A 20,395-nucleotide genomic window follows, 5' to 3' on the forward strand; every position below is an offset into this window, starting at 1 on the left:
TACAGGTACGCAATCTCTGTAGGAGCGAGGCTTGCCCGCGAATGGGGCTGCGCCGTTACATCAATCCAGCATCAACACCTTGGCCAAAATGATCTTCGGCCCCTTCATCTTCTTGATGATGATCCGCAAGCCTTCGACTTCCAGCACTTCTTCCTCTTCCGGTACGCGCTTGAGACTCTCGTAGACCAGACCCGCCAGCGTTTCCGCTTCGACGTGGTCCAGATCGATCCCCAGCAGCCGTTCGACCTTGAACAACGGCGTATCGCCACGCACCAGCAGTTTGCCCGGCTGGTACGCGAGGATCCCGCGTTCGGCCTTGCGGTGTTCGTCCTGGATGTCGCCGACCAGCACTTCCAGCACGTCTTCCATGGTCAGGTAGCCGATGATGTTGCCGTCGGCCTCTTCAACCACGGCGAAGTGCGAGCCGCCCTTGCGGAACTGCTCCAGCAATTGCGACAGCGGCATGTGCCGGGACACGCGCTCCAACGGACGGGTCAGCTCGGCCAGGTTGAACGACTCCGGAATGTGGTCCAGGGCCGCCAGTTCCAGCAGCAGGTCCTTGATGTGCAGCAGGCCGACGAACTCCTGTCGCTCGCTGTCGTACACCGGATAACGGCTGAACTTGTGGCGACGGAACATCGCCAGGATTTCCTTGAGCGGTGCGTTGAACTCCAGGGTCACCAGGTCTTCGCGGGAGTTGGCCCAGTCGACTACCTCCAGCTCGCCCATTTCCACCGCCGAGGCCAGTACGCGCATGCCCTGGTCGCTCGGATCCTGACCACGGCTGGAGTGCAGGATCAGTTTCAGTTCTTCGCGGCTGTAATGGTGCTCATGGTGCGGGCCGGGCTCGCCTTGACCGGCGATGCGCAGGATCTGGTTGGCGCTGGCGTTGAGCAGGTAGATGGCCGGGTACATGGCCCAATAGAACAGGTACAGCGGCACCGCGGTCCACAGCGACAGCAGCTCGGGTTTGCGGATCGCCCAGGATTTGGGCGCCAGTTCGCCGACCACGATGTGCAGGTACGAAATGATGAAGAACGCGGTGAAGAACGATACCGCCTTGACCACTTCGGGAGAGTCCACGCCCACGGCACTCAATACCGGTTCCAGAATGTGGGCGAAGGCCGGCTCACCGACCCAGCCCAGGCCCAGGGAGGCGAGGGTGATACCCAGTTGGCACGCCGACAGGTAGGCATCGAGCTGGCTGTGTACGGTGCGCAGGATGTGTCCGCGCCAGCCGTGCTGCTCAGCGATGGCCTCGACGCGGGTCGAGCGCAGCTTGACCATGGCAAATTCCGCCGCAACGAAAAAGCCGTTGAGCAAAACCAGGATCAGAGCAAAAAGAATCATGCCGAAGTCGGCGAATATTGTTGCGAGGGTCAAACCAGGGGAAGGGTCCATGATGGAGTTTTGCGGGTTCCGTGTATTCGAAGGATAAGAAAAAAGTGCGCCTGAAAAGGCAGGCGCAAGTCAGCCAATGTAGCGGCTGACTTGGCAATTGCCTAGTGGCCAGTGCTGGCCGGTATCAGTCGGCGGTGCTGATGACCCGGGATTTGCTGACCTGGGCGGGAGCGAAATGGCAGGTAAAGGTACTGCCGTGGCCCGGCACGCTGCTGATTTCCATCCGCGCACGGTGGCGCAGCAGGACGTGTTTGACGATCGCCAGCCCCAGGCCGGTGCCGCCGGTATTGGAATTGCGACTGGAGTCGACACGGTAGAAGCGCTCGGTCAGGCGCGGCAGGTGTTTGCTGTCGATGCCGATCCCGGAGTCCTGCACGCTCAGGTGCGCACCTTGCTCGTCACCCCACCAGCGAATGCGGATGTTGCCTTCGGCCTGGGTGTACTTCACGGCGTTGAACACCAGGTTGGAAAACGCACTCCGCAGTTCCCCTTCGCTGCCCTTGAGCAGGATGGTGGGGTCGGCTTCCAGGGTGATGCGCTGGTTTTTCTGGCCGGACAGCTGCTGCGCATCACTCTTGATCGATTGCAGCAGGCCGTCGATGGCCACCGGCTGGTTGTCCGACGGGTAATCCGTAGCTTCCAGCTTGGCCAGCAACAGCAAGTCGTTGAGCAGGGTCTGCATGCGTCCGCCCTGTTGCTGCATCTGCTGCAGGGCGCGACCCCAGCGCGGGTTCACTTCCTCGACGTTGTCGAGCAGGGTTTCCAGATAACCGCAGATCACCGTCAGCGGCGTGCGCAGCTCGTGGGAAACGTTGGCGATGAAGTCCTTGCGCATCTGCTCCAGCTGATGGATGCGTGTGACATCGCGCACCAGCATAAGGTGTTCGTTGTTGCCGTAGCGGGTGATGTACAGCTGAATGCGCATCCGATCGTTGGTCGGCGAGGGGATTTCCAGTGGTTCGGCGTAGTTGTCCAGCTCGAAGTACTCCTTGAAGCGCGGATGGCGCACCAGATTGGTCACCGGTTGGCCGCTGTCCTGCGGTGTCTTGAGGCCCAGCAGGGTTTCGGCGGCGCGGTTCCACCATTCCAGGTTGCCGTCGGTGTCGAGCATGACGACGGCGTCCTTCAACGCTGCGGTGGATTCCTGGACCCGGTCGATCACCGCTTGCAGACGCCCGCGAACCCGTTGGTCGCGGCGTTGCAGGTGGTAGATGCTGTCGAACACTTCGCCCCACAGGCCGTAGCCATCTGGCGGTGCTTCATCGGGTTTGTGCAGGCGCAGCCATTCATGCAGGCGCAGCAGCTGTTTGAGGGTCCAGGCCAGGTAAATGCCCAGTCCCGCAGCGAGGCTCCAGCCGTAGTAGCCAGTGATCAGGCCAATCACCAGGCAGGCGGTGACCAGCAGCAGCATGTGGCGAATCAGGGTGCCATGCCAGTTTTGATTCACTTGAACGCGCGTCCTTGTCTACTGCAACAGCGGGAGAAATCCGGCTCAGGCCTTGGTAGAGAACCGATAGCCGGTGCCGCGCACGGTTTGTACCAGATTTTCGTAGGCATCGCCGAGGGCTTTGCGCAGGCGACGGATATGCACGTCGACGGTGCGCTCCTCGACATAGACGTTGCCGCCCCAGACCTGATCCAGCAGCTGGCCACGGGTATAGGCGCGCTCCTGGTGGGTCATGAAAAACTGCAACAGACGGTATTCGGTCGGTCCCATTTCCGCAGGCTTGCCGTCGATGGTCACACGGTGGCCGATCGGATCGAGCAGCAGGCCGCCGACTTCAATCGGCGCTTCGCCATCGGTCGGGCCGGCGCGACGCAGTACGGCTTTCAGTCGCGCGACCAGCTCGCGAGGGGAGAAAGGTTTGGTGATGTAATCGTCGGCGCCGACTTCCAGGCCCTGGATCTTGTTGTCCTCTTCGCCCTTGGCGGTGAGCATGATGATCGGGATATCCCCGGTCAGCTCATCGCGCTTCAGGCGTCGGGCCAGCTCGATGCCGGAGGTGCCGGGCAGCATCCAGTCGAGCAGGATCAGGTCCGGCTTGCGGTCAACGATAATGGCGTGGGCCTGCTGGGAGTTCTCAGCCTCCAGGCAGTCATAGCCGGCCATTTCCAATGCAACGGCGATCATTTCGCGAATAGGCGCTTCGTCGTCGACGATCAGAATGCTCCTGCCAACCATGCCTTAATCCTCTTGTCATTTAACTGTCTTGCGCCGCATTAGATAACGGAAATATTGCAGTCGTGTGACAGTATTTTAGTCAGCCTGCGATTGTGGCGAACCTGAACTAAGCTCTAAGTCCGAACCCTGACAACCACAAACGGAAGGTTTCCATGAATCACATTGCTCAATCCTGGAAGGCTCTGCTGGTCACTGCCGCGATAACGCTGCCGACACTGGCGTTTGCTGCCGACCCGGCGATGATGAAAGACGGGATGATGGTCGATCACAAAGGCATGACGCTGTACACGTTCGACAAAGACTCGGGCGGCAAGTCGATGTGCAACGACGAGTGCGCCAAGAACTGGCCACCGATGATGGCCCCTGCTGACGCCAAGGCCGAAGGCAAATGGACCGTGATCAAGCGCGATGACGGCCATATGCAATACGCCTATGACGGCAAGCCGCTGTACACCTTCGTGAAAGACACCAAGCCCGGAGACATGACGGGCGACAAGATGAAAGACGTCTGGCACGTAGTGCACGAATCGCAGAAATAAGTTTTTCTGCAAAAAAAATCGCAGCCTCCGGCACCCTCATGTAGGAGCTGCCGCAGGCTGCGATCTTTTTTTCTGAATCTCAACGCAACGCGTAATCCAGCACAATCCCGACGAAAATCGCCAAACCGGCCCAGTGGTTGTGCAGGAACGCCTTGAAGCAACGCATCCGGTCCTTGCCCCGCGTGTACCAGAACTCCCAGGCAAAGCAGCCCGCGGCCACCGCCAGCCCGAGGTGGAACCAGCCGCCCAGCTCGAATTTCGACCCGGCCAGCAGCAGGCAACCCAATGCCAGGCATTGCAGGGTCAGGATGATCACCCGGTCGGCCTCTCCGAACAGAATCGCCGTGGATTTCACGCCGATCTTCAGATCGTCATCGCGGTCGGTCATCGCGTAATAGGTGTCGTAGCCCACCGTCCACATCAGGTTGGCGATGTACAACAGCCACGCCGCTGCCGGCAATTCACCGGTTTCGGCGGTGAACGCCATCGGCATCCCCCAGGAAAACGCAGCGCCCAGTACCACTTGCGGGTAATAGGTGTAGCGCTTCATGAACGGGTAGCTGAACGCCAGCGCCAGGCCGCCAAGCGACAGCAGGATCGTGGTGGCGTTGGTGCACAGGACCAGCAGGAAGCTCACGCCCATCAGCACGGCAAAGAACACCAGCGCCTCTTTGGAGCTGATCTTGCCGCTGACCAGCGGACGCTGTTCGGTGCGCTTCACATGACCGTCGACCTTGCGGTCCGCCCAATCATTGATCACGCAACCGCCGGCACGGGTCAGCACTACGCCGAGGACGAAAATCACGATGTTGGCCAGAGACGGTGAGCCCTTGCCGGCGATCCACAGCGCCCACAGCGTCGGCCACAGCAGCAGATAAATGCCGATCGGCTTGTCCATCCGCGTCAGCTGAATGAAGTCCCAGGCCCGAGGATTCACGCGATTCAGGGACTTGAGCAGGCTCTGATACATCAGCAGTTCTCCGGGTGGGCGCGGGCGGCGTTCCACAGGGTCGGCAGGAATATTTCGGCCACCAGTACGCTCAACGTGCCGCGGTCGAAGCGTGAACGGCGGCCCCAGAGTTCAGGCGCGCTGACTTCGCCCGGCAGCCATGCTTGAGGATAGTGGCAAACCTCGATGGCGCGGCGCTGGAAGGCGTGATCGCAAAACAGCAGTTCGCCGAGCGAGCGGCTGCCCAGTTCGTCCATGTGCAAGCCGTCGCCCTGCAGCGCGCTGCGTGCCGCGACGCTGCGGGCAAACACCCAGGCCTCGCCATGCCCGCGCAAATACACCTCGCGCACCCAGCCTTCGCTGCCTTCGGCCAGATCCAAGGCGGCGCATTCATCGTCGCGCAGGGTTTGCCAGCCTTCGAACAATGGCGTGACGCTGAAGCCGTCATTCGACAGACGGGTCAGGCGCCGGGTCAGCGATCCTTCGTCGAACAGCCAGTCGAGGGTAAACGGGTCGGGGAGGGGCGTGAGCAGGCTTTGGGGGAGCCAGAGCGGGGATTCTGAGTGGTGCACAATGAGTCAGTATTGGCAGCAAATGAGGCGGCGAGCTTACCATGTCAGGCCATCATATCGAGTGATAAGCCCCCGGTTGCGCCGAACAGGCTTGCATCTGCCGGGCCCCATCAGTACAAAACGCCCTGAGCCGAGCGGCAGCGCTGTATCCATCGACCGTTCGCGCCGGCAACACCTGAACCCTGAGGAACTGATTGAATGAAAAAGTGGCAATGTGTGGTCTGCGGCCTGATCTACAACGAAGCCGACGGCTGGCCGGATGACGGCATTGCGCCGGGCACCCTGTGGCAGGACGTGCCGGAAGACTGGCTGTGCCCGGATTGCGGCGTCGGCAAAATGGATTTCGAAATGATCGAAATCAACTAAGACATCTAAAGGAGTAGGCAATGAACGCACCTGTCGTGATCGTCGGCACCGGCCTTGCGGGCTACAACCTGGCCCGGGAGTTTCGCAAACTCGATGGCGAAACCCCGCTGCTGCTGATTACCGCCGATGACGGGCGTTCCTACTCCAAGCCGATGCTGTCCACCGGTTTCGGCAAAAACAAGGACGCCGATGGCCTGAGCATGGCCGAACCCGGTGCGATGGCCGAGCAGCTGAAGGCTGAAGTCCGCACCCATACCCGCATCAGCGGCATCGATCCTGGCCACAAACGCCTGTGGATCGGTGAGGAAGCGGTCATTTACCGTGACCTGATCCTGGCCTGGGGCGCAGAAACCGTGCGCGTGCCCATCGAAGGTGATGGGGCGGACTGCGTATTCCCGATCAACGACCTGGAAGACTACGCACGCTTTCGTGCGGCCGCCGCCGGCAAGCGGCGGGTGCTGCTGCTCGGCGCCGGCCTGATCGGCTGCGAGTTCGCCAACGATCTGAGCCTGGGCGGCTATGAAGTGGACCTGGTAGCACCCTGCGAGCAGGTCATGCCGACGCTGCTGCACCCCGCGGCGGCCGCTGCGGTTCAGGCAGGGCTGGAGAGCCTTGGTGCGCGCTTCCACCTCGGCCCGGTGCTCAACCGTCTGCAACGGGTTGCCGATGGTCTGGAAGCGCATCTCTCCGACGGCCAGATCATTGCCTGCGACGTGGTGGTTTCGGCCATTGGCCTGCGCCCGCGCATCGACCTGGCCGCCGCGGCCGGTTTGCAGGTCAATCGCGGCGTGATGGTCAACCGTCACCTGCAAACCTCCCACGCCAACATCTACGCCCTGGGCGACTGTGCCGAGGTCGACGGGCTGAATCTGCTGTACGTGATGCCGCTGATGAGCTGCGCACGCGCGCTGGCCCAGACCCTCGCCGGCAACCCGACGGCGGTCAACTACGGCCCGATGCCGATTACCGTCAAAACCCCGGTGTGCCCGTTGGTGGTGTCCCCGCCGCCACGGGGCCTGGAAGGTAGCTGGACGGTGGAAGGACAGGGTGCTGACATCAAGGCGCTTTGCCGCGATGCCGGTGGCAAGCTGCTCGGCTACGCCCTGACTGGCACGGCGGTGATGGAAAAACTGGCCCTGAACAAAGAGCTTCCGGCACTGCTGGCGTAAATGCCGGTCGTTCTGTCGGAATAACCCTCAAAATGCCCTGAGAAAGGCCGTATCGATACTGGCGCGGCTGTGCGGTGCGTGCCATCCTCACACCCGTCTGCCGCAGAGTAGAGCATCTGCGGCGCCTTGGGCGCTGCTCCAGAGAGAGCAGCACGGACATAACAACAACAAACCGTCAAAGGGGCTTCACTAATATGCGTAAACCAGAACTCGCCGCAGCCATTGCGGAAAAAGCAGACCTCACCAAAGAGCAGGCCAACCGCGTTCTCAACGCCGTTCTCGAAGAAATCACCGGCGCCCTGCACCGCAAAGACAGCGTGACGCTGGTAGGTTTCGGCACCTTCCTGCAACGCCACCGCGGCGCCCGCACCGGCAAAAACCCGCAAACCGGTGAGCCGGTCAAGATCAAGGCCAGCAACACCGTTGCGTTCAAGCCAGGCAAGTCGTTGAAAGACAGCGTCAATCCGTAATTTTCACCCCCGACCCAAGTAGCGGGGGGAGCGGAATGAAAAATGGGCACGCCAACCAAGGTTGGGTGCCCATTTTTTGTGCAGGCCTTTCAGGTCCTCACGGCAACTCGATCCCGCCCGATGCCTTGTGCAGTTCGCGCAGATGTTCGCCGATCTGCTTCACGTTGGCTTCGTTGGCCGCCATTTCAGCGGCACGCTCCGGCTCGAGCAGGGCTCGCACTTCCTTGTCCAGTTCACCGCTGAGCACCTGTAGCTGTTTCTGGCGCTCGCTGCTTTCCGATTCCAGGTTTTTCCATTCATTGGGTTGCGGCAATCCATAGCCGCCACTGTCGAGCAGTTCCGCCGGACGGCTCAAGAAGCCGCTGCTGGCGAGAATGTCCTTCAAGGTCTGATTGGCTTTGTCCATGCCACCGTTTTTCAGCTCCCGGGCGCCCAGGTAACGCTGTTTCACTTCGTCCTGGGCCAGCAGCAACTGTTGGCGGAAACTCGCCTGCTCCAGTAGGAGCAAAGCGGCGCTGGCGCGCAAGTCAGCCTGGTCGAACCACTGGCGCCGATCCTCGGCTTTCAGTTCCAGCCATTGCTCCACTGTGTCCTGCTTGATCGGCAGACGCTTCTTCAACACCTCGAACATCGCCTGGTAGCGCTCGCGGAAGGAGTCGAAGCGATAACCCAGGCGCAGGGCTTCGCGAGGGTCGTCCAGCACGCTGGTATCGGCCAGGCCGCGGCCTTTGAGCACTTCGAGCAGGCCGTTGGGCATGATGTTGTCCAGGGTGACCAGCTTCGAATTGTTGGTACCACCGCGCAGCAGCTTGAGTTCCTCGACCGCGCAATTGTTGGACAGGAAGAAGTAGTTGCCGTCGTAGCTCCAGTGCATCTCGGCAGCGCGTTCCACCGTGTCCTCGATTTCACTGCGCGACAGGTTCAGCGGCACCGAGGCCAGGCTGCGCAGTTCGGTCTTGGTGTATTCATCGATGACTTGCGCCAAAGGCAGCACGAACAGGCGAGACGGGTACTTGCCCACCAGACCGTCCCAACTCGACAGCTGTACGTCACCGACGAAGGCGCGGTAGGACAGCACCAGATGCTGGTCCAGATCGAGCCGGCAATCCGGGCCGCGCGGACGCCCCGGTTTGCAGATCACCAGCCGCAACATGCTGTGACCCCAACGGCTGACCCAGTTCTGGTTGGCCTCGGCCAGCAGATAGTCGACGGCATACACCCGCTCCGGGTCGACCTGACCCAGCGGCGTCTTGGCGAAATCATTACCGGCATTGAGGAACGCGTAGGTCTTGCTGCAGGTGTCCTTGGCGGCAGGTGCCCAGCCGAAGTGTTCCTTGTAATAGCGATACAGCGAGGGGCGGCGGCAGGCGTAGCTCGGATCGAGGAGGAAGTACTCCATGTTCACCGCGACGAATTCCTTGGGGCTGCTCGTCTCGTAGATGTCCGGGCTGCGCGCGATCTGGCGGTTGTGCTGTTCGCGCTCGCCGCGACGGCCGACGTATTGCTGCCAGCCGGCGAGGTCCAGCAGGCGCGGATCGTCGCTGAGGGTGAAGCGGCGACCGGACTGTCCGCGGCATTCATCGGCAATGCCCACCAACCCCGAGTTGCTTTCCTGGCGGGTGCAGCGCTGGATCAATGTGCGCTGTGCCTTGGGCCACAGGCGCGAGCGGTCGTAGATGTGGGTCAGCTCGTGCAGAACCGTGGCGAGCATTTCCCGGCGCACGGTGCCGTGGGGGCGGTAGGTCTTCTTGGTCGCCGCCGTACCGTCCGCGAGGCTGGCCAGCAGCTTGCGATTCAGATCGAGTTCGGACACCAGCGACGCCTGGCCATAGGCGTTGGCGGGCATGTCGTCGGTCCAGCCGACATCGATGCGTCGGTCGAGTTGCTCGATGAAGCGCGGTGGCAGCGCTTGCATGGCTTCATCGAGCAGTGCCTGGCTGGCTTGCTGTTGGGAAGGGGTCAGGCCGTCAGTCTTGAGATGCAGCTCAAGGCCGGCGTGGGCGCTGCTGCCGATCAGCAACAGCGTCCCGGCCAGCAGCCAGGCGAATGCAGGCCTCACAGTGCGAGGATGGCTTCGGCGAGATCCTGATCACTTGCGTCGCGGGCTTCCGGAACGCGGGTGCGCAACATGTCGAGGGCTGCTTCCAGATGAGCGCCGCGGATGTCGCCGTTGGTGGCGACGAAACTGGCGGCGTCGTCCTGGGCCTCGCGAACCAGTTTCGAGTCGCGGATCGAAGTGGTGGTATCGGATGTGAAATCGAGCGTGCGCTGGGTGGCACGAATGAGGATGTTACTGGTGGCGACCAGGGTATGGGCCTGGGCCACGTCGGCCAATAGCAGCAGGCCTAGGGTGGCGGCGATCAGCGGATTACGCATGGAACAACTCCGGAAAAATCTGGGATATCTATTGGACGAGAATTGCCTGCGCCAGTTCAAGGTCGCTGGCATGAAGTTTTGACTGGGTCTGGCGCAGATAACGCAAGGCCGACTCCAGTTGCGCGCCTCTCAGTTGGCCGTCGCTGGCGATGAACGCCGCGGCGTCATCCCGGGCGGCGAGCAGCATTTTATGGTCGAAGGGCGCGGCGGTCACCATGCTGGTGGCATATCCGCTGACCACGGTGCCCTGAGTCGACAGATTGAAGGCGTCGAAGGCGTGGGCGGGACCTGAACAGATGGCTGCGAAAAGTGCAGTGGTGCGAAGCAGATTCGAGGGCGAACGCATAAGACTCGATGGTTGAACGTGGACACACTGTAGGAGCGAGCTTGCTCGCGATGGTCGTCAACGATTACGCGGGGTGACTAAGTGCCCGCGGCGTCTGGTCGTCCATCGCGAGCAAGCTCGCTCCTACAAGGTTTGGAGGCGTGGCTTAGATCGTCAGGATCGCCTGGGCCAGTTGTGCGTCGGTTGCGTTGAGCTGTGGCGCCTGGTGGCGGATATGGTCCAGCGCACTTTCCAGTTTCACGCCACGGATGGTGCCTTCGCTGGCGACGAAGCTCGCGGCGTCGTCACGGGCCGCGAGCACGATCTTGTCATCGTGGAACGAGGAAGTGACATCGGAAGTGGCATCGGAGGTGGCTTTGAGTGCACCGACGACGGCATCGGTGGTCACGATGAAGCTGGTGGCGTTGGCATTTGCAGCCACGGCAAGCAGAGCGGCAGCGCTGAGCAGACGAAGACGGGACATGGGTGTAACTCCTCTGTAAAGCCGACGGTAAGGGTGGCGCAATGTCTGGGACAGGCTTCGCCACGGTCCTGGGTTGATAGTAGGCCCGTGGACGAGTTCGCGACAATCCGCTGATGTGAATCAGCGTCAAGACGCAATCAGTCTAGCGCTATAACTGTTCAGGTGTAATTGAATTTGTATGGAACTGTACTGGTGGTGATTTTTTGAGCTCTGAAATGACAAAGCCCGTCGTGGTTTCCCACGACGGGCTTTGTTTTTTCAATTCGGTGCTGGCGGTGGACCTTGAGGTCAGGGCCAGCGACGCTTACTTAGCGCCAGAACGGCTTGCTCAGCTCTTCGTAGCGTTGTGCTTCGCTGATACCGGCGTCAGCCAGCAGACGCGAATCCAGACGAGCCAGTTGGTGGCGGCTGGAGATGCGGCGTTGCCACAGCATCAGGTTGGCGATAACGCGCAGAGGCATGGAAGCCTGGGTTTTTGCAGCAGTGTCTTGAAAGAACAGATCGGAACTGAGTGTACGTTCCATGGTTTTCATCCTTCCGCTTATGGCGGGATTAGGTAGTGGCTTAACTGGTGCCCATGATCCTCTTGTTTGCCTAGCCTCTGTAGATACAGTTCATCTGTATTGTGAGGGCTCAGTTAACTGTTTATAGGGGGTGTACTGGTCTAAATTGAGGCAACTGTACCTGTCTGCATCATTATGGTGCGATTTTGCAGTTTAGGTCGGTGAGCGTAGGGATTTTCCGTAGGAAAAGACCGGTACAGCAGTACAGTTTTTGACGGATTACTGCTCTAAGAGAATCAGCTGACGAAACTGTGTTTGCGCCAGCTGTTCTCCTGCCTATTTATAGGGCGAGCATGCGACCGGTTTCTTCCAGGTTCATGTGCCAACTCAGGGCATCGCGCAGGATGTGCGGCGTGTGTCCACCCAGGGCGCAGGCGGCGGTGAAGTAGTCATTGAGCGCCTGGCGGAAATCCGGGTGCACACAGTTGTCGATGATCGCCCGGGCGCGCTCGCGAGGCGCCAGGCCGCGCAGGTCCGCCAGACCGACTTCGGTCACCAGAATGTCGACGTCATGCTCGGTATGGTCGACATGGCTGACCATCGGCACCACGCTGGAAATCGCGCCGCCCTTGGCGATCGACTTGGTCACGAAGATCGCCAAGTGCGCGTTGCGCGCAAAATCCCCCGAGCCGCCGATTCCGTTCATCATCCGCGTGCCGCAGACGTGGGTGGAGTTCACGTTGCCATAGATGTCGAACTCAAGCGCCGTGTTGATGCCGATGATGCCAAGGCGACGCACGACTTCGGGGTGGTTGGAAATTTCCTGCGGGCGCAGCACCAGCTTGTCCTTGTAGCGCTCCAGGTTGCCGAACACATCAGCGTTGCGCCGGCTCGACAGGGTGATCGAGCTGCCCGAAGCAAAGCTCAGCTTGCCGGCGTCGATCAGGTCAAACGTCGAGTCCTGCAACACTTCGGAGTACATCGTCAGGTCTTCGAAAGGCGAATCGATCAGGCCGCACATCACCGAGTTGGCGATGGTGCCGATCCCGGCCTGCAGCGGGCCGAGCTTGTTGGTCATGCGCCCGGCGTCCACCTCCTGCTTGAAGAAGCCGATCAGGTGATCTGCGATGGCCTGGGTTTCGGCGTCTGGCGGCAGCACGGTGGAGGGTGAGTCGGCCTGGTTGGTGACAACGATCGCGACAATCTTCTCCGGCGGGATCGGAATCGCGGTGCTGCCGATGCGATCTTCGACCTTGACCAGTGGAATCGGCGTACGGGTCGGACGGTAGGTGGGGATATAGATGTCGTGCAGGCCTTCGAGATTCGGGTTGTGCGCCATGTTGATCTCGACGATCACGTGTTTGGCGAAAATCGCGAAGCTGGCCGAGTTGCCCACGGAAGTGGTCGGCACGATATGACCCTGCTCGGTGATGGCCACTGCTTCGATGACCGCGATGTCCGGCAGTTTCAGTTGCTGATTGCGCAGTTGCTCCACGGTTTCCGAGAGGTGCTGGTCGATGAACATCACTTCGCCGGCGTTGATCGCCTTGCGCAGGGTGTTGTCGACCTGGAAAGGCATGCGTCGCGACAGTACACCGGCTTCGGTGAGTTGCTTGTCCAGGTCGTTGCCCAGGCTGGCGCCGGTCATCAGGCTGATCTTCAGCGGCGTAACCTTGGCTCGCTCAGCCAGTGCGTGGGGAACGGCCTTGGCTTCGCCGGCGCGGGTGAAGCCGCTCATGCCGACGGTCATGCCGTCTTCAATCAGAGCGGCAGCCTCGGCGGCGCTCATCACTTTATCCAACAACGAAGGCAGGCGAATACGGTCACGGTACATGGATTGTTATCTCGGGTAACGGGTAGCAGGAAGCGCAGTCTATTGAATTTCGCGCAGGCCTGTCCCGCTACCAAGGTCGCAAAAGAGCCGTCTATTCCGGGCCTTTCAAGCAAAACACCATTACCGGATCAGTAACAAAGCGCTGGTTTGTCCGACGATTTGCGCAAACAAAAACGCCCCGACAGGTCGGGGCGTTTTCGCAAGGCATCGAGGGTTACTCGACAGCTTTCACCATGTCTTCGATGACCTTTTTAGCGTCGCCGAACACCATCATGGTTTTGTCCAGATAGAACAGTTCGTTATCCAGACCGGCATAGCCGCTGGCCATCGAGCGCTTGTTGACGATGATGGTCTTGGCCTTGAACGCTTCGAGAATCGGCATGCCGGCAATCGGCGATTTCGGATCGTTCTTGGCGGCCGGATTGACCACGTCGTTGGCGCCGAGCACCAGCACCACGTCGGCCTGGCCGAACTCGGAGTTGATGTCTTCCATCTCGAACACCTGGTCGTAAGGCACTTCGGCCTCGGCCAGCAGTACGTTCATGTGCCCCGGCATACGGCCGGCTACCGGGTGGATCGCGTACTTCACGGTCACACCGCGATGGGTCAGCTTCTCGGTCAGCTCCTTCAACGCGTGCTGTGCACGGGCCACCGCCAGGCCGTAGCCCGGAACGATGACGACGCTGTCGGCGTTGGTCAGCAGGAAGGTTGCGTCGTCGGCCGAACCGGATTTCACCGGACGGGCTTCTTTCGAACCACCAGCGTCACCCGCATCGGCGCTGTTGCCGAAACCGCCGAGCAGGACGTTGAAGAACGAACGGTTCATCGCCTTGCACATGATGTACGAGAGGATCGCACCGGAAGAACCTACCAGCGAGCCCGCGATGATCAGCATCGAGTTGTTCAGCGAGAAGCCGATACCCGCCGCTGCCCAGCCGGAGTAGCTGTTAAGCATCGACACCACCACCGGCATGTCGGCGCCGCCGATCGGGATGATGATCAGCACGCCCATGACGAAGGCCAGGGCCAGCATCAGCGCGAACGCCGTGAGGTTGCCGGTGAACATGAAGGTCAGGCCGAGAGCCAGTGTCGCCAGGCCCAGTACCGCGTTCAGCTTGTGCTGGCCAGTGAACTGTACGGGTGCGCCCTGGAACAGACGGAACTTGTACTTGCCAGATAGCTTGCCGAAGGCGATCACGGAACCGGAGAAGGTGATTGCACCGATGGCGGCGCCGAGGAACAGCTCCAGACGGTTACCCGCCGGAATCGAATCGCCCAGGTGTTTGACGATGCCCAGCGATTGCGGCTCGACCACGGCCGCGATGGCAATGAACACCGCCGCCATACCGATCATGCTGTGCATGAAGGCGACCAGTTCCGGCATCTTGGTCATTTCAACGCGCTTGGCCATGATCGAACCGGCGGTGCCGCCGATCAGCAGGCCGACGATCACGTAGCCGATGCCGGCGGTGGCCAGTTCAGCGCCCAGCTTGTAGATGAGGCCGACAGTGGTAAGGATCGCCAGCGCCATGCCGAGCATGCCGAACAGGTTGCCGCGACGCGACGTGGTCGGGTGCGACAAGCCCTTGAGGGCCCGGATGAAACAGATCGACGCGATCAGGTAAAGCGTCGTTACGAGGTTCATGCTCATTACTTCGGCGCCTCTTCTTTTGCGGCTTTCGGGGCTTTTTTCTTGAACATCTCAAGCATGCGGCGAGTGACCAGGAAGCCACCGAACACGTTGACCGCTGCCAGGGCCACGGCCAGGGTGCCCATGGTTTTGCCCAAAGGCGTCACGGTCAAAGCGGCTGCCAGCATGGCGCCGACGATCACGATCGCAGAGATTGCGTTGGTCACCGCCATCAAAGGCGTGTGCAGCGCAGGCGTAACGTTCCAGACCACGTGGTAACCGACATAAATCGCCAGCACGAAGATGATCAGGTTGTAGATACCGGGGGAGATAAGCTCTTCCATCGTCTGAATCCCTGCTTAGGCGTTTTTGCGGATGACTTGGCCGTCGCGGCACATCAGGCACGCGGCGACGATGTCGTCTTCGAGGTTGATCTCGAACTGGCCTTCCTTGGTGAAGACCAGTTTCAGGAAGTCCAGCAGGTTGCGGGCATACAGCGCCGAAGCATCGGCTGCCACCGCACCGGCCAGGTTGGTCGGGCCAACGATGGTCACGCCGTTTTCGACGACCACCTGGTCCGCCACTGTCAGCGGGCAGTTGCCGCCCTGGGCCGCGGCGAGGTCAATGACCACCGAGCCAGGCTTCATCTGTGCCACGGTTTCCGCGCTCAGCAGCGTCGGCGCCTTGCGGCCCGGGATCAGTGCGGTGGTAATGACGATGTCTGCCTGCTTGGCGCGCTCGTGCACGGCCACGGCCTGACGCTGCATCCAGCTTGCCGGCATGGGACGCGCGTAACCGCCGACACCGACGGCACATTCACGCTCTTCATCGGTCTCGTAAGGCACGTCGACGAACTTGGCGCCGAGGGATTCGATCTGCTCTTTTACCGCAGGGCGTACGTCCGACGCCTCGATCACCGCACCCAGGCGTTTGGCCGTGGCGATCGCCTGCAGGCCAGCCACGCCGGCGCCGAGAATCAGCACGCGCGCCGCTTTCACGGTGCCCGCGGCCGTCATCAGCATCGGCATGAATCGAGGGTAGTAGTGAGCGGCCAGCAGCACGGCTTTGTAGCCTGCGATGTTGGCCTGGGAGGACAGTACGTCCAGGCTCTGGGCACGCGAGGTACGTGGAGCGGCTTCCAGCGCGAACGCGGTAATGCCGCACTCGGCCATTTTGGCGATGGTTTCATTGCTGAAGGGGTTGAGCATGCCCACCACAACGGTGCCGGGCTTGATCAGCGCCAGTTCGTTGTCGTTGGGTGCGACCACCTTGAGAATCAACTCGGCCCCAAACGCATCATTGGCGCTGCCAATGGTTGCGCCCGCCGCTTCATAGGCACTGTCGACAACGCTGGCGGTAATGCCGGCGCCGCTTTGAACAGTGACCTTATGGCCCTGGCTGATCAGCTTCTTAATGGTTTCCGGGGTAGCAGCAACCCGTGTTTCACCCGTTTGGGTCTCAAGAGGAACACCAATGTGCACGTCAAATCTCCTGCGTGATCTTATTAAGTAAACCCATGCACTACGGATGGTGCGGCTGGGGCGGCCGATCAGCACGATCCCGCCAAATCTGGGCGGGGCGCGGCATTTTGCAGGCGAACTTTGCGCCCTTTCAAGGGATTATGGCGCGTGACGCAAAATTAACTACAAGTCATCCCGTGACCGAATGTCGCACCGATTCGGTTCGAGCCCTTACGCGACGTGCCTTGCGAGCATTTTCGGCAGAAATAAAGTTTTTTCGCATCGGCCATATGAATGATGCTGTATCGCGCCTGAATACAGGCTCAAAGCCATGTATTCAGGCGCTTGTGGGACGTTTGTACTGCTTGGAAGTACAGTCTTCGAATATGCGACAAATACTTATATCTGTAGGGTTTTTATTTTGCTGACTACGAGGTCAGCAAACGCCTGAAACCCTTTATTCTTCGATGCTGTAGCTGTGCGCCTGGTTGACCAGCCAATCCCGAAAAGCCCTCAAAGACGCCGATTCGACCTTTCGCTCGGGAATCATCAGGTAATACGCCTTGATGCTGGAGAGCGCCTGGGGGTTGGCAATCACCAGTCGTTTCTCGGTCAATTCACGCTGAATCAGGAACGGTGGGATCAAGGCGATCCCCATGTCGTGCATGGCCGCCTGGGCGAGCATGGAGAATAGCTCGTAACGGGGACCTGTCATGTCGCGAGGGACATTCAGCTGGTGCGAATCGAACCATTGCCGCCAGGCGTAGGGGCGGGTGGTTTGTTGCAGGAGGGGAAGCTCGGCGATTTGAGCGGCGCTCAGGCGGGTGTTTTTGCCCAGCAGGCCGGGGCTGCAGACGGGCAGTGGGTGTTCGCCCATCAGGCGGTGGGATTCGGTGCCTGACCAGTCGGCGTCGCCGAAATAGATCGCCGCATCGAAATCGGTATCGGCGAACAGGAAGGGGCGGGTGCGGTTGGTCAAATTGACCGTCACTTCCGGGTGTTTTTGCTGGAAGTCTTTCAGTCGGGGCAGCAGCCATTGGGTGCCGAAGGTCGGGACCACCGCCAGTTCGATCACGTTGGTGCCTTGTTGGCCCATCACCGAGAGGGTGTCGCGCTCAACCGCATCGAGTTGGGTCGCCACCCGGCGGCTGTAGGAAAGACCGGCTTCCGTCAGCTTCACGCCACGCCGCGAGCGCCGGAACAGTTCGACATTGAGAAACTCTTCGAGGCTGGCGATCTGTCGGCAAATCGCTCCCTGAGTCAGGGAAAGCTCCTGCGCCGCCTTGGTAAAGCTCTCGTGGCGCGCGGCCGCTTCAAAGCTGATCAGGGCGGTTGTGCTGGGGATCTTTCTGCGCATGTACGTCAATCTCACTAATACATCGCACAATTTGCGGTCTGCGACGTTTCGGAGTGAGAAATTAGCACAACAGTATGCGAAATCCTCGTTTGCCCGGATTGCGAACCCGGCCTAGGATCAATCCCACGTTATTTGACCCGTTTCGAGAGGACACACTCATGGCCGGTAAAGCTAGCTTCAACTGGATCGATCCCCTGCTGCTGGATCAACAGCTCACCGAAGAAGAGCGCATGATCCGCGACACCGCCGCTCAGTTCGCCCAGCAAAGCCTCGCGCCGCGCATTCTCGAAGCGTTCCGTCACGAAAAGACCGACCCTGCGATCTTCCGCGAAATGGGCGAAGTGGGCCTGTTGGGCGCGACCATTCCTGAACAGTACGGCGGCAGCGGCCTGAACTACGTCAGCTATGGCCTGATCGCCCGTGAGGTCGAGCGTATCGACTCCGGCTACCGCTCGATGATGAGCGTGCAGTCTTCGCTGGTGATGGTGCCGATCAACGAATTCGGTACCGAAGCGCAGAAACAGAAATACCTGCCGAAACTGGCGTCGGGCGAGTGGATCGGTTGCTTCGGTCTGACCGAGCCGAACCACGGCTCCGACCCGGGCGCGATGATCACTCGTGCACGCAAAGTGGAGGGCGGTTACAGCCTGACCGGCAGCAAGATGTGGATCACCAACAGCCCGATCGCCGATGTGTTCGTGGTCTGGGGCAAGGACGACGCGGGCGATATCCGTGGTTTCGTTCTGGAGAAAGGCTGGAAAGGCCTGAGCGCTCCGGCGATTCACGGCAAGGTCGGCCTGCGTGCGTCGATCACCGGCGAGATCGTCATGGACAACGTGTTTGTTCCTGAAGAGAACATCTTCCCTGATGTTCGCGGCCTGAAGGGTCCGTTCACTTGCCTCAACTCGGCGCGTTACGGCATCTCCTGGGGTGCGCTGGGCGCTGCCGAGTTCTGCTGGCACACCGCTCGCCAGTACACCCTGGATCGTCAGCAGTTCGGCCGCCCGTTGGCTGCTACCCAGCTGATCCAGAAGAAACTGGCTGACATGCAGACCGAGATCACCATGGCGCTGCAAGGCTGCCTGCGTCTGGGTCGCATGAAAGACGAAGGTACTGCTGCGGTCGAAATCACTTCGATGATGAAGCGCAACTCCTGCGGCAAGTCCCTGGATATCGCGCGCATGGCCCGTGACATGCTGGGCGGCAACGGTATCTCGGACGAGTTCGGCGTCGCTCGCCATCTGGTCAACCTGGAAGTGGTCAATACCTATGAAGGTACACATGACGTCCACGCGCTGATCCTCGGTCGCGCGCAGACTGGTCTTCAGGCGTTCTATTAATAGGAGAACGCCATGGGCGCGCTTTCGCATCTGCGGGTACTGGATTTATCGCGAGTACTGGCCGGGCCGTGGTCCGGACAGATTCTTGCGGACCTTGGCGCTGAAGTGATCAAGGTCGAGCGTCCGGGCAATGGCGATGACACGCGCGCCTGGGGTCCACCTTTCCTTAAAGACGCCTATGGCGAAAACACCAGCGAGGCCGCCTATTACCTGTCGGCCAATCGCAACAAGCAATCGGTGACGATCGACTTCACGCGTCCGGAAGGGCAGAAGCTGGTGCGTGATCTGGCGGCCAAGTCCGACATTCTCATCGAGAACTTCAAGGTTGGCGGGCTGGCAGCTTATGGGCTGGACTATGAATCGCTGAAGGCCATCAACCCGGATCTGATCTACTGCTCGATCACCGGATTCGGCCAGACCGGCCCCTATGCCAAGCGCGCGGGTTATGACTTCATGATCCAGGGGCTGGGCGGTCTCATGAGCCTCACCGGTCGACCTGAGGGTGATGAGGGCGCGGGGCCGGTGAAGGTCGGCGTGGCACTGACCGATATTCTGACGGGGCTGTATTCGACCGTCGCGGTCCTGGCCGCGCTGGCGCATCGGAATCAGGTGGGTGGTGGGCAACATATAGATATGGCATTGCTGGATGTTCAGGTGGCGTGCCTGGCTAACCAGGCGATGAACTACCTCACCACGGGCAATGCTCCCAAGCGTCTGGGCAATGCTCATCCGAATATCGTGCCTTATCAAGATTTTCCTACGGCGGATGGCGACTTCATTCTTACCGTGGGTAATGACGGGCAGTTTCGCAAGTTTGCGGAAGTCGCCGGACAGCCGCAGTGGGCGGATGATCCGCGGTTTGTGACCAATAAGCTGCGGGTAGCGAACAGGGCGGTGCTGATTCCGCTGATTCGCCAGGCAACGGTGTTCAAGACAACCGCTGAATGGGTGGTGCAGTTGGAGCAGGCAGGGGTGCCGTGTGGGCCTATCAATGACCTGGCGCAGATGTTTGCCGATCCACAGGTCAAGGCGCGTGGTTTGGCGATCGAGCTGCCCCATGCCTTGGCTGGGATGGTGCCTCAGGTGGCGAGTCCGATTCGATTGTCCGAGACGCCGGTTGAGTATCGTCGTGCTCCTCCGCTGTTGGGCGAGCATACGCTGGAGATTCTGCAGCGGGTGCTGGGGCTGGATGCCGGGGCGGTCGCGGCGTTCAAAGAGTCTGGCGTGCTCTGAGGTTTCCCTTCTATATAGACAGGCTGGGTTTGCTCCTCCTTATTGAAGGAGGGGCAGGCTGTTTTCTACCGCCTGTAACTTATTGAAAGAAAACTGAAATTAACTGTTGACGGCAGATTTCAGATCTCTATAATTCGCCCCACTTCCGGCGCAGTCGAAACGGAAAACTCCTTGATAATCAATGAGTTAAGCAAGTTTCGATGGT

21 protein-coding genes are annotated in these 20,395 nt (G+C 60.4%); 6 read left to right on the plus strand and 15 right to left on the minus strand.

Annotated features, from left to right (window positions below):
• Window positions 1-60: 60 nt before the first annotated feature.
• The 3 genes from ACW9JE_RS18370 to phoB all read right to left on the minus strand — a co-directional run bounded on the left by ACW9JE_RS18370 (window position 61) and on the right by phoB (window position 3,583).
• Window positions 61-1,401: a hemolysin family protein gene (locus ACW9JE_RS18370; RefSeq protein ID WP_224539440.1), complete on the minus strand. Its 1,341-nt coding sequence runs from the start codon at window positions 1,399-1,401 to the stop codon at window positions 61-63.
• 124 nt (window positions 1,402-1,525) lie between these two features.
• Complete coding sequence (gene phoR / locus ACW9JE_RS18375) at window positions 1,526-2,812, minus strand: phosphate regulon sensor histidine kinase PhoR (protein WP_263487993.1); 1,287 nt, start codon at window positions 2,810-2,812, stop codon at window positions 1,526-1,528.
• Window positions 2,813-2,893: 81 nt separating this feature from the next.
• Window positions 2,894-3,583 carry a phosphate regulon transcriptional regulator PhoB gene (phoB, locus tag ACW9JE_RS18380; RefSeq protein ID WP_034149326.1) on the minus strand — a complete coding sequence of 230 codons (690 nt, stop codon included), beginning with the start codon at window positions 3,581-3,583 and terminating at the stop codon, window positions 2,894-2,896.
• Window positions 3,584-3,735: 152 nt separating this feature from the next.
• On the opposite strand from phoB, the gene ACW9JE_RS18385 reads away from it, so the two are divergent.
• A complete protein-coding gene (locus ACW9JE_RS18385) occupies window positions 3,736-4,122 on the plus strand; it encodes a COG4315 family predicted lipoprotein (RefSeq protein ID WP_224539436.1) in 387 nt (128 codons plus the stop codon).
• A 79-nt stretch (window positions 4,123-4,201) separates the two neighbouring features.
• On the opposite strand, the gene ubiA is transcribed toward ACW9JE_RS18385, so the two are convergent.
• Both ubiA and ACW9JE_RS18395 read right to left on the minus strand, forming a co-directional pair.
• The gene (ubiA, locus tag ACW9JE_RS18390; protein ID WP_224539434.1) at window positions 4,202-5,092 is read right to left on the minus strand and encodes a 4-hydroxybenzoate octaprenyltransferase; all 891 of its coding nucleotides are present in this window, start codon (window positions 5,090-5,092) and stop codon (window positions 4,202-4,204) included.
• Window positions 5,092-5,643 (minus strand): chorismate--pyruvate lyase family protein, encoded by a 552-nt coding sequence (locus ACW9JE_RS18395; protein WP_224539432.1) that lies wholly within the window; start codon window positions 5,641-5,643, stop codon window positions 5,092-5,094. The genes ubiA and ACW9JE_RS18395 overlap by 1 nt, the downstream gene beginning before the upstream one ends.
• A 198-nt stretch (window positions 5,644-5,841) precedes the next feature.
• Between ACW9JE_RS18395 and ACW9JE_RS18400 the strand changes: the two genes are divergently transcribed.
• The 3 genes from ACW9JE_RS18400 (at window position 5,842) to ACW9JE_RS18410 (ending at window position 7,648) form a co-directional block, all read left to right on the plus strand.
• Complete coding sequence (locus ACW9JE_RS18400) at window positions 5,842-6,009, plus strand: rubredoxin (protein WP_007954349.1); 168 nt, start codon at window positions 5,842-5,844, stop codon at window positions 6,007-6,009.
• Window positions 6,010-6,029: 20 nt separating this feature from the next.
• Complete coding sequence (locus tag ACW9JE_RS18405) at window positions 6,030-7,178, plus strand: NAD(P)/FAD-dependent oxidoreductase (RefSeq protein WP_224539430.1); 1,149 nt, start codon at window positions 6,030-6,032, stop codon at window positions 7,176-7,178.
• A 194-nt stretch (window positions 7,179-7,372) separates the two neighbouring features.
• Window positions 7,373-7,648 carry an HU family DNA-binding protein gene (locus ACW9JE_RS18410; protein ID WP_003213368.1) on the plus strand — a complete coding sequence of 92 codons (276 nt, stop codon included), beginning with the start codon at window positions 7,373-7,375 and terminating at the stop codon, window positions 7,646-7,648.
• Between the two features lie 97 nt (window positions 7,649-7,745).
• Here the strand turns inward: ACW9JE_RS18410 and ACW9JE_RS18415 are convergent, their stop codons facing one another.
• From ACW9JE_RS18415 to ACW9JE_RS18460, 10 genes are all read right to left on the minus strand, one after another.
• Window positions 7,746-9,707, minus strand: coding sequence for a DUF7844 domain-containing protein (locus tag ACW9JE_RS18415; RefSeq protein WP_224539428.1), 1,962 nt, complete (start codon window positions 9,705-9,707; stop codon window positions 7,746-7,748).
• On the minus strand, window positions 9,704-10,024 hold the full coding sequence (locus ACW9JE_RS18420; protein ID WP_224539426.1) for a DUF2388 domain-containing protein: 321 nt from the start codon (window positions 10,022-10,024) through the stop codon (window positions 9,704-9,706). Before ACW9JE_RS18420 ends, ACW9JE_RS18415 begins: the two co-directional genes overlap by 4 nt.
• A gap of 28 nt (window positions 10,025-10,052) precedes the next feature.
• Window positions 10,053-10,370, minus strand: a complete 318-nt coding sequence (locus tag ACW9JE_RS18425; RefSeq protein WP_224539424.1) for a DUF2388 domain-containing protein — start codon at window positions 10,368-10,370, stop codon at window positions 10,053-10,055.
• Between the two features lie 145 nt (window positions 10,371-10,515).
• Window positions 10,516-10,833, minus strand: coding sequence for a DUF2388 domain-containing protein (locus ACW9JE_RS18430; RefSeq protein ID WP_224539422.1), 318 nt, complete (start codon window positions 10,831-10,833; stop codon window positions 10,516-10,518).
• A 308-nt stretch (window positions 10,834-11,141) separates the two neighbouring features.
• A complete protein-coding gene (locus tag ACW9JE_RS18435) occupies window positions 11,142-11,357 on the minus strand; it encodes a DUF1127 domain-containing protein (protein WP_077047090.1) in 216 nt (71 codons plus the stop codon).
• A gap of 319 nt (window positions 11,358-11,676) precedes the next feature.
• Complete coding sequence (locus ACW9JE_RS18440) at window positions 11,677-13,170, minus strand: acetyl-CoA hydrolase/transferase family protein (RefSeq protein WP_224539420.1); 1,494 nt, start codon at window positions 13,168-13,170, stop codon at window positions 11,677-11,679.
• A 214-nt stretch (window positions 13,171-13,384) separates the two neighbouring features.
• Complete coding sequence (locus tag ACW9JE_RS18445; protein ID WP_457433537.1) at window positions 13,385-14,821, minus strand: NAD(P)(+) transhydrogenase (Re/Si-specific) subunit beta; 1,437 nt, start codon at window positions 14,819-14,821, stop codon at window positions 13,385-13,387.
• Window positions 14,821-15,144, minus strand: a complete 324-nt coding sequence (locus ACW9JE_RS18450) for an NAD(P) transhydrogenase subunit alpha (RefSeq protein WP_003196446.1) — start codon at window positions 15,142-15,144, stop codon at window positions 14,821-14,823. Before ACW9JE_RS18450 ends, ACW9JE_RS18445 begins: the two co-directional genes overlap by 1 nt.
• Window positions 15,145-15,159: 15 nt before the next feature.
• Window positions 15,160-16,281: a Re/Si-specific NAD(P)(+) transhydrogenase subunit alpha gene (locus ACW9JE_RS18455; RefSeq protein WP_457433538.1), complete on the minus strand. Its 1,122-nt coding sequence runs from the start codon at window positions 16,279-16,281 to the stop codon at window positions 15,160-15,162.
• Between the two features lie 436 nt (window positions 16,282-16,717).
• Complete coding sequence (locus tag ACW9JE_RS18460) at window positions 16,718-17,617, minus strand: LysR family transcriptional regulator (protein ID WP_457433539.1); 900 nt, start codon at window positions 17,615-17,617, stop codon at window positions 16,718-16,720.
• 158 nt (window positions 17,618-17,775) lie between these two features.
• Between ACW9JE_RS18460 and ACW9JE_RS18465 the strand changes: the two genes are divergently transcribed.
• Together ACW9JE_RS18465 and ACW9JE_RS18470 are read left to right on the plus strand one after the other, a co-directional pair.
• Window positions 17,776-18,957 (plus strand): acyl-CoA dehydrogenase, encoded by a 1,182-nt coding sequence (locus tag ACW9JE_RS18465; protein WP_175375562.1) that lies wholly within the window; start codon window positions 17,776-17,778, stop codon window positions 18,955-18,957.
• Window positions 18,958-18,969: 12 nt separating this feature from the next.
• On the plus strand, window positions 18,970-20,190 hold the full coding sequence (locus ACW9JE_RS18470) for a CaiB/BaiF CoA transferase family protein (protein ID WP_457433540.1): 1,221 nt from the start codon (window positions 18,970-18,972) through the stop codon (window positions 20,188-20,190).
• Window positions 20,191-20,395 lie beyond the last annotated feature (205 nt).

This window comes from Pseudomonas sp. SDO55104_S430 (assembly GCF_054070595.1).